This is a genomic window from Brevundimonas sp. NPDC092305, from assembly GCF_044755415.1.
Taxonomy (GTDB): Bacteria; Pseudomonadota; Alphaproteobacteria; order Caulobacterales; family Caulobacteraceae; genus Brevundimonas.
Genome location: NZ_JBIVQY010000001.1, coordinates 1,866,124 through 1,889,578, shown reverse-complemented (window position 1 = coordinate 1,889,578; position 23,455 = coordinate 1,866,124). Strand labels below are relative to the sequence as shown.

Sequence of the window (23,455 nt, the reverse complement as noted above, 5' to 3'; positions counted from 1 at the left end):
GATGACGGCGAGGACGCAACCGTCCGACGACGCGTCAGGTCGCCGGGGTCTGCACGGGCGTGGCGGCTGTCTGCACCGGTTCCGACGACGGCTGGGGCGTCGAGGGCACCACAACGCCGCCGGGGCTCAGATTCTGGCTGGAGCAGGTGGCCAGATCGCGGGCGACGTGCCGACCGAGGCAGAACATATCTTCATAGCTGGGGCGGGCCGCAGCGAGGCACTGGAACAGCATCAGCTTGGACATCTGCAGGCAGAACTCGCTGGCCTGATCGTGGGTCAGGGCCTCGGTGCCGACGCGGTTGTCGTCGCCACCAGCGCCAAGAGCCGCCAGCGCGGCGATGGCGAGGGCCTGGGCCACCGGACGCGTATAGGGGCCGTTGATCGCATCGCCGGCGACGCCGAGGCCCGAGCCGGCATGGGCGGCGGCGAACAGGCGGGCGGAGTCTTCGGCGGAGGGCAGCAGCGATTGGCCGGACAGCGACTTGGCGCTTTCAAGTCGGACCTCGCGGTTCTGGATGTGCACCGTAGACCAGCGCCGACGCGGATCGCGACGTTCCTGAATGGTATAGGCGTCGGCTTCCACGGCGTTGGCGATGTTCAGCATCGCCGTCGAATCGCGGCCGATGGCGTCGATCATCAGGCCGGCGGCCTTGTCCGCGCCCGGCAGCGTGGTCGCTACGAAAGGATCGGCGCTGATGCGGGCGATCATGTCCTGACGGGTTGTCGCGTCGTTGGCGTAGGCGCGGACGCCCTGCACAAACTCCGGCGACTGCAGGGCCAGGATCGAGCCGTAGGCGATCATGCCACGCGACAGCTGTCCGGGCTCATAGGCGGCGCCCTTGCGGATGGCGGCCTGAATCGATTCGGCGTCCTGGAAACCGCCGGGAGGGATCGAGGCCACTTCCCGCATGAAGGCGACGTAGACGGAGGCCGCCTGCGCCACGCCGTCGTTCAGACTCAGGGCTGGCGGGGGAGGCGGCGGCGGGGGAGGCGGCGGCGGAGCCGGCTCGTCAGTTGCGCAGCTGGCCACCGCGAAGGCGGCGGCGATCACGGCGGCGGACAGGCCGCGACGCTTCAGACCCTTGAGCATGTCTCTATCCCGGATACGCGCGAGGCGTACTGCGACGCCTTTGACTACAAGCGCTTATACCGCGTCTGAAATGGTTCTCCGATGGTTAATGACCAGATAACGAGGTTGCGATCAGGGCGTGGTGTTCAGCCGTTCGGTGGCGCTGACAGCCGGGCGGGACTGTTGAAGGGGAGGCTGCACAGGAGCCGGGATTGGCGCGGGCGCCGGTGCGGCGGATGGCGCCGCAGTCGGCATGAGGGATGTCGTGGGGATGGTCAGCCTTTGTGGCGCGACGGACACGGGGTCGGAGACCTGGATAATCGCGCCCGGCATCGCCGAGTTTCGGGTGCAGGTCGCGAGGTCGCGCATGATGTGTCGACCGACGCAGAACATATCCTCGTAGCTTGGGCGGGATGCGGCGAGGCATTGGTAGAGGTTGAGCTTCGACATGCTGAGGCAGAACTGGTTGGCGGGCTCCTCCTGCAGCGCATCCGTGTTGGCCTTTGCACTGTCTCCGGCGGCGCCGAGTGCGGCGAGAGCCGCGAGCGACAGGGCGCGGTTGACCGCAGGCGGGTAGGGCGGCGTCCGCATATCGCCATTGACGACGGTCAGGCCGCTGCGGGTGTGGGCTGCGGCGAACAGACGGGCGGACTCCTCCGCCGATGGCAGCATAGTCTGGCCAGAGACGGTCTTGGCGGCCTCAAGCCGGGCTGCGCGATCGGCGACATGTGCGGTCGCCCAGCTACGGCGAGGGTCTGAGCGTCCCTGAATGGTGTAGGCGTCGTTCTCGATGGAGTTGGCGGAGGCGCTGAGGGCGTCGATCTCGATCTTCATATTGGCCATGATCAGGGTCGCGGCGGCCTGCGAACCGGGCAGGAGGGTCACGTATTCGTTGTCGGCCATGATGTCGGAGATGACCTTCTGGCGAACGACCGGGTCGGCGCCGTATTGGCGTACGCCCGCCAGAAACTCGGGCGACTGCAGGGCGATGATGGAGGCGTAGGCGATCATGCCGCGCGACAGCTGGGCCGGGTCGTAGGCCGAACCCCGCCGTAGGGCCGCCTGGATCGATTCGGCGTCGGCGAACCCGCCCTGAATGGTCTGCACATCACGGGTGAAGGCGAGATAGGTTGCGGCCGACTGGGCGATGCTGTCACTGAGGGCGATCGGCGGCGGCTGGCGAGCTGCAAGGGCAGCGGCTTCCGCGGCGAGGCGGGCGGCCTCGGCCTTGGCCGCCGCGTCGGGCGAGGCGCAGCTGGCCAGAAGCGAGGCCGCCACGGCGACAAGCGCAAGGGCGCGGGAAAGGGAACCGGTACGCATGTGACAAACCCCGAAAGTACGGACGGCCAACAGACCCGCCGCTTCCGGCGTCAATGTGGCGAACCGGCTACTGAGGGGTCAGTCGAACAGCTTCGACACCGACTCCTCATTGGCGATCCGGCGGATCGCCTCGCCGATCAGCGGGGCCACAGAGACGCTACGGATCTTCGGACAGGTCAGGACTTCATGAGGCTGTTCAATGGAATCGGTAATGACGAGTTCCTTCAACGGGCCGTCGGCGACGCGTTTCACCGCCGGGCCCGAAAGCACGCCGTGGCTGATGTAGGCCGAGACCTCGACTGCGCCCTTGTCGATCAGGGCCTGCGCCGCGTTTACAAGGGTGCCGCCGGAATCGACGATGTCGTCGAACAGGATGCAGCGGCGTCCCTCGACGTCGCCGATGATGTTCATGACTTCACTCTCGCCCGCCTTGGGCCGGCGTTTATCGACAATGGCCAGGTCCGCATCCAGCCGCTTGGCCAGCGAGCGCGCGCGCACCACGCCGCCGACATCCGGCGAGACGATCATCAGGCCAGGATCCCGGCCATAAGACTGCTTGATGTCCTGAACGAGGACCGGCGTAGCCACCAGATTGTCCGTCGGGATGTCGAAGAAGCCCTGAATCTGGCCCGCGTGCAGGTCCATGGTCAGAACCCGGTCTGCGCCGGCGCGGGTGATCAGGTTGGCGACGAGCTTGGCTGAAATGGGGGTTCGCCCGTCCGTCTTGCGGTCCTGTCGGGCGTAGCCGAAGTAGGGCACGACCGCCGTGATCCGCCTTGCCGAGGCCCGCACGAGGGCGTCGGTGAGGATCAGCAGCTCCATCAGATTGTCGTTGGCCGGATAGCTGGTCGACTGGATGATGAAGACGTCCTCGCCGCGGACGTTCTCCTCGATCATGGCGAAGACCTCGTTGTCGGCGAATCGTTTCACCTGCGCCTTTGTCAGCGGCATATCGAGGTGGGTGGCGATCGCTTGGGACAGCGTCCGGTTGGAGTTGCCGGAAAGCAGCTTCATGGCCGGTCATCCTTTCGCCGTCATCGCCGGGCTGAGAATGGTCCCGAGCGCTGGCGCGCTTCATATCAGGGGTTGGCGGCTCCACAAGGTAAAAGCCGCGCATTGGCTTGGCTGTCTTCGCTGGTGTAGAGATCGCGTCACGTTTCCGGGGGCGCCGAGGGTTCGCGCCCGCCGGCCTGACTTTTGAGGTTTGTCCTTGCCTGCATCGAAGTTTCGTTCCGCCCTGGTGCTGACGGCGGCTGTTGTCGCAGCGCTGACCGTCTCCGCGTGCGCCGGTCGTTCAAACCGTCCCCGTCTCGCCTACGAAGAGCGGCCGGTCGAGGCGCTGTACAACACCGGCTATCAGCGCCTGCAAAGCCGTCGCTGGGGGGATGCGGTCGACTACTTCCAGGAAGTCGAACGCCAGCACCCGTATTCGGAATGGTCGCGCCGCGCGATCCTGATGCAGATCTACGCCTACTATCAGGCCAATGATTATCAGGAGTCGATCGCAGCCGCCGATCGTTTCATCGCCCTGTTCCCCGGCAATCCGAGCGCGCCGTACGCCTTCTACATGAAGGCGCTGTGTAACTTCGAACAGATCACCGACGTAGGCCGCGACCAAGGCTACGCCCAGCAGGCGCTGGACGGGCTGCGCGATGTGGCGCGCCGCTATCCGGGCACCAGCTACGCCATCGACGCCACGGTCAAGATCGACATGGTCAACGACCAGCTGGCGGGCAAGGAAATGGCCATCGGCCGGTACTACCAGCGGGCGGGCCAGCCTCTGGCCGCGCTGAACCGCTACAAGGCCGTGATCAACAATCCGGCCTACCAGCGCACATCGCATACGCCGGAAGCGCTGTACCGTCTGGTCGAGGTCAACCTGATCCTCGGTCTGAAGGAAGAGGCGACCCGCAACGGCGCCGTGCTGGGCTTCAACTATCCGGGCAGCCCCTGGTATGCGGAAGCCTATGCCTTGCTGACCGAAGAGGGCGCGAAGCCGGACGTGTCACCGACCGGCGAGCGTGAAAGCTGGCTGCGTCGGCTGATCCCGGGCTGACGACCGAAACTGACGCAACGGACAGGCAGATCTGCGGATGACCGTTAGACTGCCGCTCATGGCGAATCAGACACGGAAGACGGCGCGCCCATGCTGACCGCCCTTTCCATTCGCGACATCGTGCTGGTGGACGTGCTCGACCTCGAGGTCGAGGGCGGCCTCACCGTGCTGACTGGCGAGACCGGGGCGGGGAAGTCGATCATTCTCGACGCCCTGGGTCTGGCGCTGGGCGCGCGGGGCGACGCCGGACTGGTGCGGGCGGGCGCCAAGCAGGCATCGGCGACGGCGGTCTTCACGGCCCCCGACGATGCGGAGCTGCTGGCCATGATCGCGGAGAAGGGCTTCGACGTCGCGCCGGGCGAGGATCTGATCCTGCGCCGCACGGTGGGTGCCGACGGCCGGGGCCGGGCGTTCGTCAACGATCAGCCCGCCAGCGTCGCCGCGCTGCGCGAGATCGGACAGGCGCTGGTCGAGGTGCATGGTCAGCACGAGACCGTCGGCCTGCTGGACTGGAAGACCCATCGCAGCCTGCTGGACGCCTATGGCAGTCTGGCGCCTCAGCTGGGGGGCGTGGCCGGTGCGGCGGAGCGGCTTAAGGCGGCTGAACACCGGGTGGCGGATCTGAAGGCCGAGGCGGCGGACGCGGCTGCGCGCACCGAAGAACTGACCGACGCTCTGGCCGAACTGGACGAGTTGAACCCCGGAGCGGACGAGGAAACCGATCTGGCGGGAGAGCGCGCCCTGCTGGGCGCCGCTGAAAAGGCCATCGCCGATCTGGCGGACGCCCGCAGCCAGCTGGGCGGGGACAAGCTGACCCGGTCTCTGGCCGCCGCCCTGCGCGCTGTCGAACACGCCCGGCAAAGGGCGGGGCAGGCGGGGGCGGACCCGGACCACCCCGTGATCGCCCGCCTGACCGGGGCGTCAGAAGCTATCGACCGCACCTTGGTCGAAGCTCAGGAGGCCATCGCCGCCGTCGACGCCGCGGCCAACGCCTTCGACTTCGAGCCCGGACGCCTGGACAAGGCCGAAGAGCGGCTGTTCGCCCTGCGCGCCGCGGCCCGCAAGCTGAACACCTCGGTCGACATGCTGCCGACATTGAGGGTGCGGTTCCGCGAGCAGCTGCGGCTGATCGAGACCGGCGCCGATGCGATCGCTGCCGCCGAGCGGGATGCGGTGACGGCGCGCGAGGCCTATGATGTCGCCGCGATCCTGCTGACCTCCGCACGTGAGGCTGCGGCCGACCGGCTGACCGCCGCCGTCATGGAGGAGCTGCCGCCGCTGAAGCTGGAGCGGGCGCGGTTTCGCGTGGCGTTCGAGCCGGTGGCCGAAGGCCGACGCGGGCCGCTGGGCGTGGAGACCGTGCGGTTCGAGATCGCCACCAACGCCGGGACCGGCTTCGGCCCGCTTGACACCATCGCGTCCGGCGGCGAGCTGGCCCGTTTCGCCCTGGCCATGAAGGCGGCGCTGGCGGGACGGGAAGATCAGCGCCAGCCGGTCATGATCTTCGACGAGGTGGATCAGGGCGTGGGCGGCGCCGTCGCCGAGGCCGTGGGGACCCGGCTGCAGAAGCTGTCTCGCGGCGCACAGGTGCTTGTCGTGACCCACAGTCCTCAGGTCGCCGCGCGCGGTCATGCCCACTGGAAGGTCCGCAAGGCGGATCGCGACGGTCAGACGACGACCACTGTGGACGCCCTGGACGAGACGGCGCGGCGTGAGGAAATCGCGCGGATGCTGTCGGGGGCGACGATCACCGATGAGGCGAGAGCGGCGGCGCGGGCGTTGATCGGCTAGGCGCCGAGGATCCAGCCTTCTTCCTGCTCCACCTGCTGGACCAGAGCTTCGCTCGCGCCATTGGGCGGGCCGAAGGCTTTCGCCAGATCGCCGGCCTCGTCCATCTTCGCCAGCGCTTCGGCGGTGGTGCGGACCTGGGCCTGATCCTTGAACTCGCCGGCTTCGGGCTTGCCCTCGAACATCGAAGGCCAGACCTCGACCACGAGGGTCGACAGCGGTTCGACATCGGCGGCGTCCAGAGTGCGCCAGCCCGTGCCAAAGGGCCAGACCGCGCCGGACGGGCCGAGCGCTTCGAGCAGGCGACGCACCACCGGGATGCCGGTCATGGTCTGGCCCCCGACAGCGCCGGCGCCGTGCATCTGCCAGACCGACTTGGGCTGGAGCTTGCCCTTGCGAACGGCGTCCTCGGTCGCGCGAAACTCGGGGATGTCGGCGCCGGCGCCCGCGGGCGGCTTGGTGGTCGTCAGCCAGCGCTGGGCCTGTTTGGCTGGCGCCCCCCAGAAGGGCCAGGCCTCGTCAGTCATCAGCCGGTTCATCTTGGCGGCGACCTGATAGCGGTTGTTGGTGTTGTCAGGCTTGTCGACGAGGTTCGAAGCCATGAACTTCCACATCGCCTGCCACGGCGCGCCGTCCAGCTTGAGCCGCGCGGCCGTGCCGGCCGGGTAGCCGAAGTTGAAGTCGAAGCCGACAAGGACGCGGTCGCCACGCTTGCGGTGGTCGGCCAGCAGGGAGTTGAGCAGCTTCTCGCCTTCGGCCCGCGTCGCGGCGTTGTGGGTCTCGGTGTAGAGGCGGAAGCGCACGTCGCGCTTGGCCACTCCGATCCACACCGAGCCGTCGCCCAGCTTCTTCGTCTCGGCGGCAGTCCAGTCCACGATGATGTAGGCGTCAAACAGACGGGCCACGGGGGCGCTCCGGGAACTCGAAAAACAGGATGGGGGCTTCTAGCCTCCCGCGCTGCGGATCGGAAGGCCGATCAGCCTTTCAGCAGGGCGTCAAGGTGGGACAGCCAGCGCCGCCCGAGGCGCAGTGCCTCCGCCGCCGACGTCGTCTGCACGCGCTCGGCGGCGTCCCAGAGCGCCAATTCGAACTCCGGGTGGCGCGGGTCTGCGAACATCAGCCGCAGGATGACCTGCTCGGCGTCCGGGGCCATCACGTCCAGCGCCTTGCGTTGCTCGCCCCGTCGAACGCGGGCGACCACATGGCCGTCGACGATGACCTCGCCGCCCTCGATTTCGTCGAAGGCGTAGACAAGCCCCGTGGCGCCCCGGTTCCACAGGACGGCGACCTGTCCGCCGTCGAAGTCCAGCCCGGCCGCGCGACCCTCGGCCGGCGACCAGGCCTCGGCCTCCGCGGGCGCGCCCAGCGACTTGGCCATGGCGCGCTTCATGCGTCGCAGCGGTTCCATCCACCATGTGAGCAGAAGGGTCGCGGTGGTCAGGAGCGCCGCCGCCAGCGCCAGGAGCAGGATGACCCGAAGCGCGTCGGCCAAGCGTCAGTCCTCCAGTTCGACGACGACGGGGACGTGATCGGAGGGCTTCTCCATGTCGCGGGCGTCGCGATGCGTTTCGACGCCCCGGAACCGGTCCGCCGCCTGCGGCGACAGCAGGTGGAAGTCGATGCGGATGCCGTGATCCCGCTGCCAGGCGCCGGCCTGATAGTCCCAGAAGGTGTAGGTTCCGGGGGGCTGCTTGCCCAGTTCGCCCGCCTCGGACAGGCCGAGGTTGTTGAGGGCGCGGAAGGCGGCCCGGCTTTCGGGCTGGAACAGGGCGTCGTTGACCCAGGCGGAGGGGTTTTTGGCGTCGTCCGGCGTCGGGATGACGTTGTAGTCGCCCATCAAGGTGAAGGCCTCTTCCTGCGCCAGCAGGGTTTTGGCGTGGCCCCGTAGCCGGTCGAACCACGCCAGCTTGTAGGCGAACTTCTCGGTGCCGATCGGATTGCCGTTGGGCAGATACAGGCAGCCGACCCGCACGGGCCGGGGCGCCTCGATCAGCGCCTCGATATAGCGCGCCTGCTCGAACTCGGCCTCGAAGCCGGAGGCGTCTACGCCGGGCAGGCCGCGCCGGATGTCCGACAGCGGAAACTTCGAAAGCAGGGCGACGCCGTTATAGGTCTTCTGGCCGTTGGTCTCGACATTGTAGCCGAGGCTCTCGAAGGCCTCGCGCGGGAACTTTTCGTCCAGGCATTTGATCTCCTGGAAGCCGACGACGTCAGGCTGCGCGGCTTCCAGCCACGCCAGTACGGTCGGCAGGCGGGCGTTGACGGAGTTCACGTTCCAGGTGGCGATGCGCATGCGCCATGCTTACGGCGCATCGGCGGTGTCTGTGAAGCCATCGCAGAACGCAGAAGCGCCCCGGAGCGGGGCTCCGGGGCGCTTTGGTCAGGTGAGTCGCGGGTCTACTGTTGCGACGCTGTCGGTGCGGCAGGTGCGGGCGCAGCGGCCGGGGCGACCGTCGTGAGCGTGCAGCCGCCGGCGACGTTGGCGGCCTCGACGCACGTCTGGGCGCGTTGAGCCTTGCGGGTCGCGGCGTCGACGCGAGCGAAGTAGCCGTCGCCCGAAGCGCATTTCACTTCATAGACATTGAGGCCCTGGGCGTCGCGACCGACGCGACGCGCCTGCTGAACGTCACAGGCAGCGGCGGTGGTGCCTTCGAGAACGCCTTTCCAGCCCATGGCGTTTTCAGCCGTCGTCGTGAAGCGGCAGCGGCCGTTGGCCTGCAGCGCCAGGTCGTAGCAAGGCTGGAGGCTCCAGCCGGTCGCTTCCTTCTCCAGCCAGAATCCGTCGGCATCGGCGCAGCCGACTTCGTAGATCAGTTCATTCGTGGTGCTGTTCTTGCCGATGGCGGCGCCCTGATCGACGGTGCAAGTGATGCCGGCTTCAGCGGCGTAGGCCGCGACGACCGGGGTGGGGTTCTGGTTGGCCGGCAGGGTGCACTGCTGACCGACGTCGGCGGCTGGATCACGCTCGCGGGTGGTCATGGCCTGGCTGGCCAGTTCGATGCAGTTGAAGGTCTTGGGCGGGTTGGAGGCGATCAGCAGATAGCCGGGGCCGGTGGCGCAGATGACTTCATAGGTGTCGCTCTTGGCCTCATCGGTAGTCACGCCCAAGCGTGCGGCCTCGGTCGCCTGACAGGAAAGGCCGGCAGCGGTCACGATGGCCTGCGCGGCCGCGAGGTTCTGGGCCGGGGTGGGCTCCGCGCGGCGGCGCGGCCCGCTGCGGGTGCGGGAGGCGCTGCTGCTGTCGTTATTGGCGGTTTCGCCGTCGCCACCGTTATCAACTACCGGCCGTTGAGGGTTGGTGTTGTCGGGTTGGCGGTTGGAGGTCTGGGCGGCGGCCGGGACAGCGGTGAGCACGGCGGCCACGCCGCAAATCGCGGCAAAGAGGGTTTTCAACGACACGATCTGGCTCCGAAATGATGTCGGCGTGAGCCATGACGGGCCGATGTGGCGCGGTCAAGGCGGCACGCTGGACGCCAGTGGCGGCTTCAGCGTATGACGATAAGGTTGCGATTGGAGACGGACTTGGCGGACGGTGATACGGGAGTTCCAAGGCAGGGCGGCCGAGGGCTGACCTATCCCTTTCCCGGCCTCCCGGCGCCGGGCGAGGCGATCGCGGTCGCAGAGGGTATCCTCTGGATGCGGCTGTCGATGCCGATCGCACTGGACCATATCAATGTCTATGCGGTCGAGGACGGCGACGGCTGGGCCATCGTGGATGCCGGGCTTAACATCGCCTCGTCGCGCGAGGGCTGGGACGCGCTCTTGACCGGCCCCTTGGGTGGGCGGCCCGTCACCCGGGTGATCTGCACACACCTGCATCCGGATCACATCGGGCTGGCCGGCTGGCTGTGCGAGCGGTTCGACGCTCCGCTGGTTATGACGCGCACCGAATATGTGATGGCGCGGATGCTGACGGCCGACACCGGCCAGACCGCGCCTGAAGCCGGAGCGGTCCACCACCGTGCAGCGGGTTGGAACGACGGCCAGATCGAGGGCTGGCGGTCCGGCTTTGGTCAGTTCGGCAAGGCGGTCTGGCCACTGCCCGCAGGTTATGTGCGGATGCGCGAAGGCGACCGGCTGTCCATCGGCGGGCACGACTGGCGGGTGGTCGTAGGCGAGGGGCACAGCCCCGAACACGCCTGCCTGTGGCGAGAGGACGACGATGTCGTGCTGGGCGGCGACCAAATCCTGCCGAAGATATCCTCGAACGTATCGGTCTGGTGGACGGAGCCGACGGCGGACCCGCTGGGCGACTGGCTGGCGTCGCTCGAGCGCATGAAGACAGTTCTGCCGGCCGACGCGCTGATTCTGCCCTCGCATGGAGAGCCGTTCACGGGCGTGCATGTCCGGCTCGACGCCCTGATCCGGGGCCATCAGGTGGCGCTGAAGCGGCTGGAGCGGGCGTTGCAGACGCCGCGCCGAGCGGTGGATGTCTTTCCCGCCCTGTTCGCTCGTCCCGTAGGCGACGGCGTGCGTGGCATGGCGACGGGCGAGAGCCTGGCGCACCTCAACTATCTGCTCCACCGGGGGCGTGTTCATCGCGAACGGGATGAACAGGGCGTCGACTGGTGGACGGCTATCCAAACGGAGACAGTAGCATGAGTGATCACATCAAGACGGAACAGGCCGGGGGCGTCCTGACCGTCACCTTCGCGCGGGCGGACAAGAAGAACGCCATCACCCAGGACATGTACGCCGCTCTCGCCGAGGCGACCGAGCGCGCGCGCAACGACGACGCCGTGCGTGTGTTGCTGTTCCGGGCCGAAGGCGACGCCTTCTCGGCGGGCAACGACATCGGCGACTTCATCGCTCTGGCTTCTCAGGGGCAGGGCGCGATGGATATGCCGGTCTTCCGGTTCCTGAAGTCGCTGGCCGACCTCGACAAGCCTGCGGTGGCGGCGGTGCGGGGACGCGCGGTCGGCATCGGTCTGACCCTGCTGTTGAACTGCGACATGGTGGTGGTGGCCGAGGACGCCCTGCTGTCGGCGCCCTTCATCAATCTGGCGCTGGCGCCGGAGGCCGCGTCCTCCCTGCTGCTGCCGGCGGCGCTGGGCCATCAGCGGGCGTTCGAAATCTTCGCGCTTGGAGAGCCGATCGACGGTCGTACCGCTCTGGCGTGGGGCATCGCCAACCGGGCCGTTTCGGCTGATCAGGTCGAAACAACCGCAATGGAACTGGCGACAAAGCTGGCGGCGCGGGCGCCCAACTCGCTGCGCAAGACCAAGCGCCTGATGCGGGATGGTGAGCGGCTGTGGGCCTTGATGCAGAAGGAAGGCGAGGCCTTCGGCAGCCAGATGACCAGCCCCGAGGCAATGGAAGCCTTCATGGCCTTCACCCAGAAGCGGGCGCCCGATTTCTCGAAAGTCGGCTGACGCGATTGATTCGGCGGGCCGCGGGCCTTAGGTGCGCGGCCCAATGTACGACGCTCCCGCCCCAGCCCTGCGCATAGACGCCGAGACGCCCGCCGATGCGGCCGCGATCGATCGCCTCGTCATGGCCGCCTTCGGTCCGGGCCGCTTTGCCAAGACTGCAGAGAGGCTGCGCGAACGGGCGATGATCGCGGCTGGCTTCGTGGCGCGACAGGACGCCAGCGTTCTGGGCAGCGTCCGCCTCTGGTTGATCACGGTCGGCGGAACGCGGGCGCTGTTTCTCGGACCGGTCGCCGTGGCGGCCGATGCGCGTCGCGGCGGTCTGGGCGCCGATCTCGTACAGGCCTGCCTCGATTTTGCGGACGAGGCCGGTCTCGGCGTGCTGCTGGTCGGCGACGTTCCGTATTTTGGCCGGTTCGGGTTCGAGACCGCGCCGGATGTGACCCTGCCCGGCCCGGTTGATCGACAGCGCGTGCTTTGGCGGGGCCCATCACCGGCACTCGGCGCAGTGATCGGCGCGCGATAGAGGTTGGCCGGATCGCCGGCGACGCCTAAGTCTGGCGCATGGTCGGCGCCACTGACATCGCTTCCGGACTGAACGCGGTCGCAAAGGCGGCACAGCAGGCCCCGGGGCGCGGCCTGCCGCCCGTTCACCTGTGGAACCCGGCCCATTGCGGCGCCATCGACATCGTTATTCGCCGCGACGGCGTCTGGATGCACGAAGGCTCGCCGATCGGCCGACCCGAAATGGTCCGGCTTTTTTCGACGATCCTGCGCAAGGATCCGGACAGCTATTACCTTGTGACACCGGTCGAGAAGCTGTCGATCACGGTCGAGGACCTGCCGTTCCGCGCGGTCGCGGTCAGGCGAGAGGGCGACCAGCTCATCTTTACTACAGACCGGGGCGATGAGGTCGTGGCGGGCGCGGACCATGCGCTGGAGGTCGAGACCGACCCCGCGACCGGCGAACCGGCGCCGCGGGTCCATGTGCGCGGCGATCTGTGGGCGAGGCTGACCCGGCCGGTGTTCTACGAGCTGGTCGAGATGGCGTCGCCCGCCGATGGAGCGCTGGTGGTCATGTCCGGTGGACAGACCTTCGCGCTGGGGCCGGTCGGGGAGGGCGTCGGGTGAGTCTGGACGGCCTGCGTGCGCGCCTGATCGAAAATCTCGACCCGGTTGCAGACTGGACGCCGCAACGTGGGCCGGCCCGATCGGACTACGATCTGAACCCCGGGTGGAGACCCGCGGGAGCGACACTAAGGGCCGCGGCCGTTCTGGTCCCGATCATTGCGACAAATGAAGGCGTCTCCGTCCTGATGACCCGTCGCGCGGATACGCTGGCCAGCCATACCGGCCAGATCGCCTTTCCGGGGGGGCGTCTTGATCCGGGCGAGACCGCCCTGGATGCGGCGCTGCGTGAGGCGTGGGAAGAAGTCGCGCTGAACCGTGCAGACGTTGAGGTGCTGGGTCTGGGCGACGCCTATCAGAGCGGCACGGGTTTTCTGATCACCCCCGTCATCGGCTGGCTGACACAACGGCCCGAGACCACGCCGTCGCCGGACGAGGTGGCGGAAGTCTTCGAGATCCCGTGGGAGTTCCTTATGGACCTTTCGAACCATCGGCGGGACTCGCTGGAGCGCGATGGCCTTCAGCGCTGGTTCTGGGCCGTGCCGTACGGCGAACGCTATGTGTGGGGCGTCACGGCGGGCATCATCAGGGGACTGCGCGCGCGCCTTTATGGCGATGACTCCGATATCGAAGCCGCCGCTTCGGAGGACGCCGCGTGACGCGGCTCTCGGATCAGGTCTGGCTGAGGGCGTCCTCGACCCGCGCTGTCATGGCGGCGCTCGAGGCGACCGGCGGGCCCGGCTCCGCGCGGTTCGTGGGGGGCTGTGTGCGCAACGCCCTGATGGGCCAGCCGGTGGACGACATCGACATCGCGACGACCCTGAAGCCGGAAGAGACCGAGCGCGCCATTCGGGCAGCGGGTCTGAAGGCCGTCCCGACCGGGATCGCGCACGGCACGGTCACCGCCGTGGCGGACGGCGCTCCGTTCGAGATCACCACCCTGCGACGGGACGTCAGCACGGATGGGCGCAAGGCCGTCGTCGCCTTCACGGACGACTGGGCCGAGGACGCGGCGCGGCGGGACTTCCGCCTCAACGCCCTTTATGCGGACGCCGACGGCGAGGTCTTCGATCCCACCGGTCAGGGTCTGGCCGATGCCGCCGCAGGACGGATCGTCTTCGTGGGCGATGCCGGGACCCGCATCCGCGAGGACTATCTGCGCATCCTGCGCTTCTTCCGCTTCTTCGCCTGGTACGGGCAGGGCGAGCCGGATGCGGAGGGGCTGGCGGCCTGTCAGGCGCTGGCGTCGGGAATGGGACGGCTGTCGGCCGAGCGCGTGTCGAAGGAACTGCTCAAACTGCTGGCCGCGCCGGACCCGCGGGCGGCAGTGCAGGCGATGGCCCGGACCGGGGTCCTGACGCAGATCCTGCCTGAAGCTGAGCCGGGGCCGGCGTTCGACGCGGGAATCGAGCAGACCGCTGACGCCGCCTTGCGGTTGTCGCTTCTGCTGCCCGCAGAGGCATCCCTGCTGAGCGATGTCGCGCGTCGGCTGCGGCTTTCCAACGGCGTGAGGGACCGGCTGACCGCCGCGGCCTCTGCTCGCAGGGACGTGGATCTGGACATAACGGATGCGGCGCTGCGTCGGGCGATCTATCGCCATGGGCGCCAAGCGGTGCTGGACGGTCTCGCCCGCCGCTCCGCAGAGGCGCCCGGTCGGCGCATGGACGCGGAGCGGCTGTCAGGTCTGGCTCAAAGCTGGTCGCCGCCGAGATTGCCCGTCGGCGGAAAGGACCTCGCCCGACTGGGGGTGCCGCCCGGACCGGAGACCGGCCGCCTGCTGAAGGCGTTCGAGGACAGCTGGCTCGCGGACGGCTTCCCGACAGAGGGTCACGCTGGACGGCTCCAAGCCCTGATCAACGCGCGGCGCGGGTAACCTCGACGACCACCGGACGGTGGTCGGAGCCGTTCTTCAGACCGAGACGTCGCGACACGAACGCCAGATCGTCCGAGGCGTAAACCTGATCAATGGTGATCCCGGCCACGGCGGGCGCCTCGGTCGGCCATGTGCCCGGAAAGCCGGGCGCCGGATGCAGGCCGATGTCGTTTCGGATCTGGTCGCCGATGCGGGCGCTGGAAACGCTGTTGAAATCGCCGGCGACCAGCTTTGGTCCGGGATGACCGGCCAGTCGCGCCTGCAAGGCCATGGTCTGGCTGATCTGGCCCCATGATTCCGTGAAAGGCCAGGGACGGGTCAGGTGGGCCCCGACGATGGTCATCTTTCCAAGCGGAGTCTGCACCTGCGCGACTGAGGCATCGAGGCCATCGGCTGGCGACTCGAACGGCTCCAGCGGCCAGCGTGACGCGACGATCGTCGGGCCGACTTGCGCCCGGTTCGGCCAAGCGAGGAGCACCCGATCCAGAGCCGCAGTGGTCTCGGGGCCGAGTTCGGTAAGGACCACCACATCCGGCTTCGCTTCGGCGATCGAGGCCGTGATCGCCGCCACGTCAGCGTTCAGGACATGTGTGTTCGAGAAATACAGCCGGATCACCGGCGCACCGGTCTCAGCCCGCGGTCCGGAAGGCGCCCACTGGGGCCAGACGGCGATGCCGAGCAGCAAGGTCGCGACACCGCCAAGAATGGCTGAGTGCTTCAGTCGCGCCACAGCGAGCACGGCGGTGAGCGCGGCGGCGCCCAGCAGCGCGGGCCCGGCGAACTGGGCCAGAAAATCCGCGTACTGGTTCTTCATCCCGCTGAGGATGATGACCGCAAGCCCCAGCGGGACGAGCATCACCGTCAGGAAGGCGCCGTCGATCAGCAGGCGCGCGATCGTGCGTCGTGAAGGGGGTTGAACAGGGCCGCTCATCGCGCGTTATGGTCTCGCTTCGGAGGCGGCATGGCCAAAAGAACGGTCCGCGATATCGAGAAAATCTGGGGGCATGTCGAGGGGGTGAAGAAACTCTCGGACAGAGTCGTTGGCGTCGGCCCGTTCGGGGTCGGTCTGGACGGTCTCGTCACCTGGGTCCCCATTCTTGGAACCGCCTACAGCGTCGGGGCCGGCGGGTGGTTGCTGTATCTGGCGACCCAGGCAAAGGCGACGCCCGGGACATTGGCCCGCATGGCCGGCTATCTGGGCCTCGATGTGGCGACCAGTGAAATCCCGATCGCAGGCGACATCGTCGACTTCCTGTTTCCGGGTCACCTGATGGCGGCCAAGGCCCTGCAAAAGGAAATGGAGGCGACTCACTGGGTCGAGGACAGCGAGGCCGCCGCCCTGACCTCAGGCAGGCACGCCGAAAATCTCGCCCACGTTCAGTCCCAGCCTCATCTGCGCCGGCTGGTCTACCTGCATGACTGAGCCGCTTGACGGGAGCGCCCGCGACCCGGCAACTCCCGTGCATAACGGAGGGTGTAATGGCTGCGATTCTGACGCGTGAGGAGCTTGCAGCGGCGCTTGGTCAGGCGGCCGATGGCGACCGCGCGGCCTTCAAACGCGTTTATGAGGCCACCTCGGCGAAACTGCTTGGCGTCACGCTCCGTATCTTGGCTGATCGCCAAGCCGCCGAGGATGTTTTGCAGGACACCTATCTGACTGTCTGGAGGAAGGCCGGGAGCTTCGATCCCGCGCGCGCCAGCCCGATCACCTGGCTGGTGACGATCGCGCGCAATCGGGCGATCGATCGTCTGCGCTCGACCGGACATCAGCGGACCTCGGCCAATCTGGATGCGGCGATGGACGTCGCGGACGGCGGTCTCTCGCCGGCCCAGGCCACGGAGGCGAACCAGGAGGCGCAGCGTCTGAACGCCTGTCTGGACCAGCTCGACGATCGCACCGGTTCGGCTATCCGCACCGCCTTCATGGACGGTGTGACCTATGATGCTCTGGCGCAGCGCGAGGACGTGCCGCTGGGCACGATGAAGAGCTGGATCCGCAGGGGTCTGATGCGACTGAAGGCGTGTCTCGACGCATGACCGATTCCACCGAACACGATGATGTCTCGGCCGGCGAGCTGGCGCTGCGGGTCCTGTCTCCTGCCGAGGAAGCCGCCGCCCGGGCCCGCGTCGAAGTCGACGCCGCGTTCGCGCGTGATGTGGATATCTGGAACGATCGGATTGCGAGCTTTGCCGACGAAATCGCCCCGGTCGCGCCCTCACCTGGCCTGTGGCCCCGGATCGAGCGGGCGCTCGGCGGTTCCGCCGCGAATGACAACGGGCAGGTGACATTCTGGCGGCGCTGGGCCGTGGGCTCCACCGCCCTTCTCGCCGCCAGCCTCGCGGCCGTCGTGATGCTGGCTACCCGTGACGTTTCAACGCCTGTCGCAACGCCTCCGGGCCCCGAACTCGTTCGTGTGGCCACCCTGACCCTTCAGCAGGGCGGCGAGCCCGCGATGACGCTGGTGTACGATCCCAACACCCGGAACCTGTACCTGTCGCCGACAGAGGCCATGGCGGGTGACGAACGGGTTCCACACCTGTGGCTGGTGGCCCCGGAGGGCGGCGTTCAACTGGTCGGGGCCATCGATGGCTCGGAAGCGTCGCGCCATCACCTTGCGGCGATCTTCACCGCTCCCGCCGGCCGAGCCCAGGCCGTGGCCGTTTCGATGGAGGCCCCGGGCCATACCCCCGCCGCAGACCGTCCCGATGGTCCCGTCGTGGCCACCGGCGCGCTCGAACAGCTTTGATCACGATCCCTGAGAGGGCTCAGGGATCGTGGCTAAACCGGTCAAGACATTGATCCATAAGTGGATCGCCTGACGCTCAGGCGCTCCAAGGCCCCATACGTGAGCCCGGCCGCAGACTGTCTCCGTCATCAACGGAGATTGTCATGAGCGACGACGCCACCGCGAGGCTGGGACTGCCCTACCTCGCCGCCGGTCAGATGCAGAAGCATGTGACCCTGAACGAAGCCCTCACCCGGCTGGACGCCCTGGTCCAGCCCGGCGTGACCAGCCGCACGGTTGCGGTCCAGCCGGCCGTCCCGACTGACGGGGCGCTGTACATTTTGCCCGCCGGCGCGACCGGATCAGTGTGGGCGGGCAGACCTGTAGGCGCCCTGATGCGGGCGGAAGCCGGCGGCTGGGCGGAGATAGAAACCATTGAGGGCCTGATCGCTCTCCTTCTGGATGAGGCGTGCTTCGTGGTTCGTCAGGGCGACGACTGGGTCGCGCTGGGAGAATGTCTCGGCGTGGCGCAGGACCTGTCACGGCTGGGTCTCGGCGCCCGGGCCGACGCGGCCAATCCCTTCCTCGCCAAGCTGAACACCGCGCTCTGGACGGCGCTGGACGCCACCTCCGGGGGCGACGGCGATCTGCGGCTGAAGCTCAACAAGGAAACGGCGGGCGATGTGCTGTCGCTGCTGTTCCAGAGCGGTTACGGCGGCCGGGCCGAACTGGGTCTAATCGGCAATGACGATCTGACGCTGAAGGTCAGTCCGGACGGGTCGACCTGGCGGCAGGCGCTGTCCGTCGATCGAAACACCGGCCGTATCTGGTTCGCGAACGGGGCGTCCCGGCGGGAAACCACCATCCTGATGGCCTCCGGATCGTACGTCGTGCCTGCATGGGCCCGCTCGATCGAAGCGGTCGCCGTGGGCAGCGGGGGTGGCGGCGGAGCAGGCGCGTTCGGCGCCAGCGGGGCGCGCTTCGGCGGCGGGGGCGGGGGCGCGGGCGGTGTCAGCACCGCCGTCTGGCCAGCCGACCATCTCTGGACGGACCTGACGGTCACCGTGGGTGCAGGCGGCTCCGGAGGCGTCGCCTCAGCAGGCGGGGCGGGGGCGGACACCATCATCCTGTGCGGAACCAGCCTGCTGCTCACCGGGGCGGGCGGCCGTGGCGGAGCGAGGGGTGACGCCACCTCCGGCCTTGGGGGCGCTGGCGGATACGGCTCCCCGGAAGCCAACCGCGGCGGCCAATCGGTGTTGTCGGCGTCTGGCGAGGCCGGCCTAGCGGTGGACCGCCCCGACGGCGCGGGCGGCGGCGGAGCGGGCGGCGCGTTGGACGCGGCCGGGACTGCGCGTGCCGGCGGCGCGGGAGGCGACGGCGGACTGCTGACGTCGAGATCATATGGCGGTGGAGGCGGAGGCGGAGGCGGAGGCGGAGGCGGCTCAGGCGCGGCGGGCGGATCGGGCGGAGCGGCCTCATGGCCGCAGATGGGTTGGGCGGGCGCTGGTGGCGGAGGCGGCGGCGCCAACGGGTCCGGAGCCGGTCATGCTGGCGGTTCCGCGGGTCAGTCCGGTGCGGGCGGCGGCGGAGGCGGGGCCGGTGTCGGATCGGGCGGGGCAGGCGGTTCCGGCGCAACCGGCGTGGTCTGGCTGACGGCGGTGGGGTGATCGGAATGCGACGCTCTACCGAACACCTCGAACGCGTCCTTCCTGATCCCGACCTGTGGGACGCGCCCGTACGTCTGATCGAGAACGACCTGTATCTTCAGGACGGCCTGATCGCCCGGTCATGGCTCGCCGAGGCCGATGACGAGGGAGGCGAACCATGACCCGCCGCACTCCCGCTTCGCTGGCCGAGGGACGCTGGCTGTGGCGTCGGCTCTATGTCTTCGCCAACAGCGCACTGGCGTGGCTGATCCTCGACCGGTTGATCGCCGTCGTGCCCGCACGGGACGCTCTCAGGCTTGCCGAGATCGTCATCATGCTGCTGGCCCTGATGCTGGTGGTCTATCTGGTGGCCCCGACGGCGCAGCAGCTTCTGACCGGTCTCGCCACCCTCAGACGGGGAGGGCGCTGATGGGCTGGAAACTGTCGGAACGATCACTCCGTCGTCTGGAGGGCGTGCACCCGAAGCTGGTCGCGGTGGTGAAGGAGGCGGCGACCCTCTCGCCGGTGGACTTCATGGTGACCGAAGGGCTGCGCACGCTCGCCCGCCAGACAGCGCTGGTCCGTGCTGGGGCCAGCCGGACGCTGAAGTCACGGCACCTCACCGGTCATGCGGTCGATGTCGCGGCCATGGTGGACGGGCAGGTGCGATGGGACTGGCCGCTCTATCCCCGCATCGCCGCCGCCTTCAAGGCCGCGGCGACCCGGCAGGGCGTGCGGCTGGTCTGGGGCGGCGACTGGGCGAGCCTGCGCGATGGGCCGCACTTCGAACTGGATCGGAAGGCCTATCCGGAAGCGCGGAAGTAACAAGGGCGGGAGTGGCGTCAGCGTCGCTCCCGCTTCGTCCGCCCGGCATATTCTGCCGTGTCGGCAAGAATTGCCTACCCTCTAGGAATTACCCCAACGTAATAATAATTAGATTTCCGACGCTTCTAACCTCTGAAATTCCTTGGTTTTCAGGCCCGACCCTTGCGACGCGATGATCGAGCAAAACGCTCTCGTCGCCAAAAAGGCGGCGGACATGTCGAAGACCAAGGAGGGCCAGAATGGCCAGCATCAATACGAACTACGGCGCCATGGTCGCCGCCCAGAGCTTCGCCGCCACCGGTCGCGAGCTCGACAAGGTCCAGAACCGTGTCACCACGGGTCTGAAGATCTCGTCCGCCAAGGACAACGGCGCTGTGTGGGCTATCGCCACGACGCAGCGTGCGAACTCCAAGGCGCTGGACGCCAAGATCAACACTCTTCAGCGCCAACAATCGATCGCTGACGTCGGTCTCGCCGCCGGCGAGACCATCATGGCGGCGCTGACCGAGATGAAGACCCTCGCTGCCGCGATCGTGGCGAACGGCGGCGGCGCTGCGGCCGGCACGCTGGCTTACCGCAATGACTACACGGCGCTGGCGGCGGAGATAACGGCTGCCTTCGATGCGGCGACCTTCGACGGAACGGCGGCTTTCGCCGTGGCCGGAACGGCGCCGCCTGCGGCAGCGACCACGACCGAGGCCGACGTGCAGACGTCGATCAATTCGTGGGCAGGCATCCTTCAGACCCTTGGCACCAGCGCCAAGTCTTACGAACGCCAGTTGTCCTTCAACACCAAGCTTCAGGACGCCCTTGAAGCCGGTGCAGGCAATCTGGTGGACGCGGATCTGGCCAAGGAAAGCGCCCGTCTGACCGCCCTGCAAACCAAGCAGCAGCTCGGTGTTCAGGCGCTGTCGATCGCCAACAGCGCCAGCAGCACCCTGCTGGGCCTGTTCCGCTAACCGAATGTCCCGGCCTCGGCCTTCGGGCCGTCGCCGGGTTGAGCCCGAGCAAAATGCTCACGGCCGCCAAAATGGCGTCCGGTCACTGAATGAGAGGAGGCCAGAATGGCCAGCATCAATACGAACTACGGCGCCATGGTCGCCGCCCAGAGCTTCGCGGCCACCGGCCGTGAGCTCGACAAGGTCCAGAACCGGGTCACCACCGGCTTGAAGATCTCGTCCGCCAGGGACAACGGCGCCGTCTGGGCCATCGCCACGACCCAGAAAGCCAACTCCAAGGCGCTGGACGCCAAGATCAACACCCTGCAACGCCAGCAATCTATCGCTGACGTGGGTCTGGCTGCTGGTGAAACCATCATGTCGGCCCTGACCGAGATGAAGACACTCGCAGCGGCGATCAAGGCAGGCAATGGTGATGCGTCGACGGCCGCCTACAAGGCCGACTACGCCGCTCTGGTCGGCGAGGCCCGCACCGCCATCGACGCGGCGGTCTTTGACGGGACCAACCCGTTTGGAGCCGCCGCCGCCGACCTGACCGCGCTGAAGGACGCCTTGGTCATTCCGGCCGACCAAGGGGCCTGGACCGCGGCGGCCCCGACGATCGACGCGACGGTCACCGGCTATATGTCGGACTGGTCGACGCGTCTGCAGGCGCTGGGCACCAGCGCCAAGTCGCTGGAGCGCCAAGTGAGCTTCAACACCAAGCTCCAGGACGCCCTGGAAGCGGGTGCGGGCAATCTGGTGGATGCGGATCTGGCCAAGGAGTCGGCCCGACTGACCGCCCTGCAGACCAAGCAACAGCTGGGCGTGCAGGCGCTGTCGATCGCCAACAGCGCGAGCAGCACCCTGCTGGGTCTGTTCCGCTAAAATATGAATCGGCCGCCCGGTAACCCGACGCTCGAGCCTGACTTCAAGGCGCCCTCCGGGGCGCCTTTTTCTTTAGGTCGGCAATTTCGGCGCTGTGGGGCGGCAGGTTTTGCCCAGCCATGGCCGAAGCTGCAGCGCAGCCGTCGCCGCGCCAAAGATGCATTCCTCAATGATTCCAATGTGGTCGCCCCTGCGACCTGTCGCGTAACTTCGTGGCCCATCCCTTGCGTAGGTCGATCCGAGCAAAACGCTCCCGGCAGCCAAAATGGCGTCGGACATGTCGAAGACAGCAAGGAGGCCAAAATGGCCAGCATCAACACCAACTATGGCGCGATGGTCGCCGCCCAGAGCTTCGCCGCGACCGGCCGTGAGCTCGATCGGGTCCAGAACCGCGTTACGACGGGTCTGAAGATTTCCTCAGCCAAGGATAACGGCGCCGTCTGGGCCATCGCCACGACGCAGCGCGCCAACTCCAAGGCGCTGGACGCCAAGATCAACACCCTGCAGCGCCAACAGTCGATCGCCGATGTCGGCCTGGCCGCCGGTGAGACCGTGATGGCCGCCCTGACCGAAATGAAGTCGCTGGCCGCCGCGATCGAAGCGGGCGGCTCGGTCACCGCCTATCAGAACGACTTCCTCGCCCTCGCCGCCGAAATCGGCGCCGCTGTCACCGCGGCTTCGTTCGACGGCACCGCCGCTCTGCCGGGCGCCCCGGCCGCCCCGACGACCCAGACCGCCGCTGCGGTCCAGACCTCGATCGACGCCTGGGCCTCGACCCTGCAGGCGCTGGGCACCAACGCCAAGTCATATGAGCGCCAACTGACCTTCAACACCAAGCTGCAAGACGCGCTGGAAGCCGGCGCCGGCAACCTGGTGGATGCGGATCTGGCCAAGGAGTCGGCCCGACTGACCGCCCTGCAGACCAAGCAACAGCTGGGCGTGCAGGCGCTGTCGATCGCCAACAGCGCGAGCAGCACCCTGCTGGGTCTGTTCCGCTAACCGAACTTCCCGGCGGCGGACCACACCCCGCCGCCGGGTCGACCCCCGAGCAAAATGCTCACCGGCGTCAAAATGACGACCGGCCATTGAGAACCAAAGGAGGCCAGAATGGCCAGCATCAATACGAACTACGGCGCGATGGTCGCCGCCCAGAGCTTCGCCGCCACCGGTCGCGAGCTCGACAAGGTCCAGAACCGCGTCACCACCGGTTTGAAGATCTCGTCCGCCAAGGACAACGGCGCCGTCTGGGCTATCGCCACGACGCAACGTGCGAACTCCAAGGCGCTGGACGCCAAGATCAACACCCTGCAACGCGACCAGTCGATCGCGGACGTCAAGCTGGCGGCCGGTGAAACCATCATGGCCGCCCTGACCGAGATGAAGTCGCTTGCGGCCGCCATCGAGGCCGGTGGCACCACGACCGCCTACCAGTCGGACTACACCGCCCTGTCGACCGAAATCACGTCCGCCATCGCGGCTGGCGTGTTTGACGGCTCGACCGCCATGACCGCTCCCGCCACCGCCCTTGCGGCGGCTGGCAGCGCCACGGCGGCCAACGTCCAGGCCGTCATCGACGGCTGGGCCGGCATCCTTCAAGGCGTCGGCACCAGCGCCAAGTCCTACGAACGCCAGCTGGCCTTCACCTCCAAGCTTCAGGACGCTCTTGAAGCCGGTGCAGGCAACCTGGTGGACGCGGATCTGGCCAAGGAGTCGGCCCGACTGACCGCCCTGCAGACCAAGCAGCAGCTCGGCGTGCAGGCGCTGTCGATCGCCAACAGTGCGAGCAGCACCCTGCTGGGTCTGTTCCGCTAACCGGATGGAAGGGCGGG

General features: G+C 67.8%; 27 protein-coding genes. 19 read left to right on the top strand and 8 right to left on the bottom strand.

What is annotated here, in order from left to right; genetic code table 11:
* Positions 1 to 34: 34 nt before the first annotated feature.
* The 3 genes from ACIQC9_RS09365 to ACIQC9_RS09355 form a co-directional block, all read right to left on the bottom strand.
* A complete protein-coding gene (locus ACIQC9_RS09365) occupies positions 35 to 1,090 on the bottom strand; it encodes a hypothetical protein (protein ID WP_400614800.1) in 1,056 nt (351 codons plus the stop codon).
* Between the two features lie 111 nt (positions 1,091 to 1,201).
* Positions 1,202 to 2,389 (bottom strand): hypothetical protein, encoded by a 1,188-nt coding sequence (locus tag ACIQC9_RS09360; RefSeq protein ID WP_400614797.1) that lies wholly within the window; start codon positions 2,387 to 2,389, stop codon positions 1,202 to 1,204.
* A 78-nt stretch (positions 2,390 to 2,467) separates the two neighbouring features.
* Positions 2,468 to 3,403 (bottom strand): ribose-phosphate pyrophosphokinase, encoded by a 936-nt coding sequence (locus ACIQC9_RS09355; RefSeq protein ID WP_400614795.1) that lies wholly within the window; start codon positions 3,401 to 3,403, stop codon positions 2,468 to 2,470.
* 196 nt (positions 3,404 to 3,599) lie between these two features.
* Between ACIQC9_RS09355 and ACIQC9_RS09350 the strand changes: the two genes are divergently transcribed.
* Both ACIQC9_RS09350 and recN read left to right on the top strand, forming a co-directional pair.
* Positions 3,600 to 4,445, top strand: coding sequence for an outer membrane protein assembly factor BamD (locus ACIQC9_RS09350; protein ID WP_400614792.1), 846 nt, complete (start codon positions 3,600 to 3,602; stop codon positions 4,443 to 4,445).
* A gap of 90 nt (positions 4,446 to 4,535) precedes the next feature.
* Complete coding sequence (gene recN, locus ACIQC9_RS09345; RefSeq protein WP_400614790.1) at positions 4,536 to 6,236, top strand: DNA repair protein RecN; 1,701 nt, start codon at positions 4,536 to 4,538, stop codon at positions 6,234 to 6,236.
* On the opposite strand, the gene ACIQC9_RS09340 is transcribed toward recN, so the two are convergent.
* The 4 genes from ACIQC9_RS09340 to ACIQC9_RS09325 form a co-directional block, all read right to left on the bottom strand.
* Complete coding sequence (locus ACIQC9_RS09340; RefSeq protein WP_400614787.1) at positions 6,233 to 7,138, bottom strand: cobalamin biosynthesis protein CbiG; 906 nt, start codon at positions 7,136 to 7,138, stop codon at positions 6,233 to 6,235. The two genes, recN and ACIQC9_RS09340, sit on opposite strands and share 4 nt — an antisense overlap.
* A 71-nt stretch (positions 7,139 to 7,209) precedes the next feature.
* A complete protein-coding gene (locus ACIQC9_RS09335; protein WP_400614785.1) occupies positions 7,210 to 7,725 on the bottom strand; it encodes a hypothetical protein in 516 nt (171 codons plus the stop codon).
* A 3-nt stretch (positions 7,726 to 7,728) separates the two neighbouring features.
* The gene (xth, locus tag ACIQC9_RS09330; RefSeq protein WP_400614782.1) at positions 7,729 to 8,526 is read right to left on the bottom strand and encodes an exodeoxyribonuclease III; all 798 of its coding nucleotides are present in this window, start codon (positions 8,524 to 8,526) and stop codon (positions 7,729 to 7,731) included.
* 104 nt (positions 8,527 to 8,630) lie between these two features.
* A complete protein-coding gene (locus ACIQC9_RS09325; RefSeq protein WP_400614779.1) occupies positions 8,631 to 9,626 on the bottom strand; it encodes a hypothetical protein in 996 nt (331 codons plus the stop codon).
* A gap of 129 nt (positions 9,627 to 9,755) precedes the next feature.
* On the opposite strand from ACIQC9_RS09325, the gene ACIQC9_RS09320 reads away from it, so the two are divergent.
* The 6 genes from ACIQC9_RS09320 to ACIQC9_RS09295 are packed head-to-tail and all read left to right on the top strand — an operon-like array spanning position 9,756 to position 14,603.
* Entirely contained in the window at positions 9,756 to 10,835 is a 1,080-nt protein-coding gene (locus ACIQC9_RS09320; RefSeq protein WP_400614777.1) for an MBL fold metallo-hydrolase, read from the top strand.
* Entirely contained in the window at positions 10,832 to 11,605 is a 774-nt protein-coding gene (locus ACIQC9_RS09315; RefSeq protein WP_400614775.1) for an enoyl-CoA hydratase, read from the top strand. The genes ACIQC9_RS09320 and ACIQC9_RS09315 overlap by 4 nt, the downstream gene beginning before the upstream one ends.
* 43 nt (positions 11,606 to 11,648) lie before the next feature.
* Entirely contained in the window at positions 11,649 to 12,128 is a 480-nt protein-coding gene (locus ACIQC9_RS09310) for a GNAT family N-acetyltransferase (RefSeq protein ID WP_400614773.1), read from the top strand.
* Between the two features lie 38 nt (positions 12,129 to 12,166).
* Entirely contained in the window at positions 12,167 to 12,733 is a 567-nt protein-coding gene (locus tag ACIQC9_RS09305) for a DUF1285 domain-containing protein (RefSeq protein WP_400614771.1), read from the top strand.
* Positions 12,730 to 13,389, top strand: coding sequence for a CoA pyrophosphatase (locus ACIQC9_RS09300; RefSeq protein ID WP_400614769.1), 660 nt, complete (start codon positions 12,730 to 12,732; stop codon positions 13,387 to 13,389). The genes ACIQC9_RS09305 and ACIQC9_RS09300 overlap by 4 nt, the downstream gene beginning before the upstream one ends.
* A complete protein-coding gene (locus ACIQC9_RS09295; RefSeq protein WP_400614767.1) occupies positions 13,386 to 14,603 on the top strand; it encodes a CCA tRNA nucleotidyltransferase in 1,218 nt (405 codons plus the stop codon). Before ACIQC9_RS09300 ends, ACIQC9_RS09295 begins: the two co-directional genes overlap by 4 nt.
* On the opposite strand, the gene ACIQC9_RS09290 is transcribed toward ACIQC9_RS09295, so the two are convergent.
* Complete coding sequence (locus ACIQC9_RS09290) at positions 14,584 to 15,534, bottom strand: endonuclease/exonuclease/phosphatase family protein (protein ID WP_400614765.1); 951 nt, start codon at positions 15,532 to 15,534, stop codon at positions 14,584 to 14,586. The genes ACIQC9_RS09295 and ACIQC9_RS09290 overlap by 20 nt on opposite strands.
* 30 nt (positions 15,535 to 15,564) lie before the next feature.
* Here ACIQC9_RS09290 and ACIQC9_RS09285 point away from each other — a divergent pair, with 30 nt between their 5' ends.
* The 11 genes from ACIQC9_RS09285 to ACIQC9_RS09235 all read left to right on the top strand — a co-directional run bounded on the left by ACIQC9_RS09285 (position 15,565) and on the right by ACIQC9_RS09235 (position 23,438).
* Positions 15,565 to 16,026, top strand: coding sequence for a DUF4112 domain-containing protein (locus ACIQC9_RS09285; protein WP_400614763.1), 462 nt, complete (start codon positions 15,565 to 15,567; stop codon positions 16,024 to 16,026).
* 56 nt (positions 16,027 to 16,082) lie between these two features.
* A complete protein-coding gene (locus tag ACIQC9_RS09280) occupies positions 16,083 to 16,640 on the top strand; it encodes a sigma-70 family RNA polymerase sigma factor (RefSeq protein ID WP_400614761.1) in 558 nt (185 codons plus the stop codon).
* Positions 16,637 to 17,350, top strand: a complete 714-nt coding sequence (locus tag ACIQC9_RS09275; RefSeq protein ID WP_400614759.1) for an anti-sigma factor domain-containing protein — start codon at positions 16,637 to 16,639, stop codon at positions 17,348 to 17,350. The genes ACIQC9_RS09280 and ACIQC9_RS09275 overlap by 4 nt, the downstream gene beginning before the upstream one ends.
* A gap of 143 nt (positions 17,351 to 17,493) precedes the next feature.
* Positions 17,494 to 18,996: a DUF2793 domain-containing protein gene (locus ACIQC9_RS09270; protein ID WP_400614757.1), complete on the top strand. Its 1,503-nt coding sequence runs from the start codon at positions 17,494 to 17,496 to the stop codon at positions 18,994 to 18,996.
* Between the two features lie 5 nt (positions 18,997 to 19,001).
* Positions 19,002 to 19,157, top strand: coding sequence for a hypothetical protein (locus tag ACIQC9_RS09265; protein WP_400614755.1), 156 nt, complete (start codon positions 19,002 to 19,004; stop codon positions 19,155 to 19,157).
* A complete protein-coding gene (locus tag ACIQC9_RS09260; RefSeq protein ID WP_400614753.1) occupies positions 19,154 to 19,405 on the top strand; it encodes a hypothetical protein in 252 nt (83 codons plus the stop codon). The genes ACIQC9_RS09265 and ACIQC9_RS09260 overlap by 4 nt, the downstream gene beginning before the upstream one ends.
* On the top strand, positions 19,405 to 19,800 hold the full coding sequence (locus ACIQC9_RS09255; RefSeq protein ID WP_400614750.1) for a M15 family metallopeptidase: 396 nt from the start codon (positions 19,405 to 19,407) through the stop codon (positions 19,798 to 19,800). The genes ACIQC9_RS09260 and ACIQC9_RS09255 overlap by 1 nt, the downstream gene beginning before the upstream one ends.
* 239 nt (positions 19,801 to 20,039) lie before the next feature.
* A complete protein-coding gene (locus ACIQC9_RS09250) occupies positions 20,040 to 20,759 on the top strand; it encodes a flagellin (protein ID WP_400614748.1) in 720 nt (239 codons plus the stop codon).
* 105 nt (positions 20,760 to 20,864) lie between these two features.
* A complete protein-coding gene (locus ACIQC9_RS09245) occupies positions 20,865 to 21,626 on the top strand; it encodes a flagellin (protein ID WP_400614745.1) in 762 nt (253 codons plus the stop codon).
* Positions 21,627 to 21,929: 303 nt separating this feature from the next.
* Positions 21,930 to 22,625, top strand: a complete 696-nt coding sequence (locus tag ACIQC9_RS09240; RefSeq protein ID WP_400614742.1) for a flagellin — start codon at positions 21,930 to 21,932, stop codon at positions 22,623 to 22,625.
* 108 nt (positions 22,626 to 22,733) lie between these two features.
* Positions 22,734 to 23,438 carry a flagellin gene (locus ACIQC9_RS09235; RefSeq protein WP_400614739.1) on the top strand — a complete coding sequence of 235 codons (705 nt, stop codon included), beginning with the start codon at positions 22,734 to 22,736 and terminating at the stop codon, positions 23,436 to 23,438.
* Positions 23,439 to 23,455: the final 17 nt, after the last annotated feature.

Coding starts and splice junctions, on each gene's coding strand:
- ACIQC9_RS09365 (WP_400614800.1), bottom strand. CDS start 1,090: ATGCTCAAGGGTCTGAAGCGTCGCGGCCTGTCCGCCGCCGTGATCGCC.
- ACIQC9_RS09360 (WP_400614797.1), bottom strand. CDS start 2,389: ATGCGTACCGGTTCCCTTTCCCGCGCCCTTGCGCTTGTCGCCGTGGCG.
- ACIQC9_RS09355 (WP_400614795.1), bottom strand. CDS start 3,403: ATGAAGCTGCTTTCCGGCAACTCCAACCGGACGCTGTCCCAAGCGATC.
- recN (WP_400614790.1), top strand. CDS start 4,536: ATGCTGACCGCCCTTTCCATTCGCGACATCGTGCTGGTGGACGTGCTC.
- xth (WP_400614782.1), bottom strand. CDS start 8,526: ATGCGCATCGCCACCTGGAACGTGAACTCCGTCAACGCCCGCCTGCCG.
- ACIQC9_RS09315 (WP_400614775.1), top strand. CDS start 10,832: ATGAGTGATCACATCAAGACGGAACAGGCCGGGGGCGTCCTGACCGTC.
- ACIQC9_RS09310 (WP_400614773.1), top strand. CDS start 11,649: ATGTACGACGCTCCCGCCCCAGCCCTGCGCATAGACGCCGAGACGCCC.
- ACIQC9_RS09305 (WP_400614771.1), top strand. CDS start 12,167: ATGGTCGGCGCCACTGACATCGCTTCCGGACTGAACGCGGTCGCAAAG.
- ACIQC9_RS09290 (WP_400614765.1), bottom strand. CDS start 15,534: ATGAGCGGCCCTGTTCAACCCCCTTCACGACGCACGATCGCGCGCCTG.
- ACIQC9_RS09285 (WP_400614763.1), top strand. CDS start 15,565: ATGGCCAAAAGAACGGTCCGCGATATCGAGAAAATCTGGGGGCATGTC.
- ACIQC9_RS09280 (WP_400614761.1), top strand. CDS start 16,083: ATGGCTGCGATTCTGACGCGTGAGGAGCTTGCAGCGGCGCTTGGTCAG.
- ACIQC9_RS09275 (WP_400614759.1), top strand. CDS start 16,637: ATGACCGATTCCACCGAACACGATGATGTCTCGGCCGGCGAGCTGGCG.
- ACIQC9_RS09270 (WP_400614757.1), top strand. CDS start 17,494: ATGAGCGACGACGCCACCGCGAGGCTGGGACTGCCCTACCTCGCCGCC.
- ACIQC9_RS09265 (WP_400614755.1), top strand. CDS start 19,002: ATGCGACGCTCTACCGAACACCTCGAACGCGTCCTTCCTGATCCCGAC.
- ACIQC9_RS09260 (WP_400614753.1), top strand. CDS start 19,154: ATGACCCGCCGCACTCCCGCTTCGCTGGCCGAGGGACGCTGGCTGTGG.
- ACIQC9_RS09255 (WP_400614750.1), top strand. CDS start 19,405: ATGGGCTGGAAACTGTCGGAACGATCACTCCGTCGTCTGGAGGGCGTG.
- ACIQC9_RS09250 (WP_400614748.1), top strand. CDS start 20,040: ATGGCCAGCATCAATACGAACTACGGCGCCATGGTCGCCGCCCAGAGC.
- ACIQC9_RS09245 (WP_400614745.1), top strand. CDS start 20,865: ATGGCCAGCATCAATACGAACTACGGCGCCATGGTCGCCGCCCAGAGC.
- ACIQC9_RS09240 (WP_400614742.1), top strand. CDS start 21,930: ATGGCCAGCATCAACACCAACTATGGCGCGATGGTCGCCGCCCAGAGC.
- ACIQC9_RS09235 (WP_400614739.1), top strand. CDS start 22,734: ATGGCCAGCATCAATACGAACTACGGCGCGATGGTCGCCGCCCAGAGC.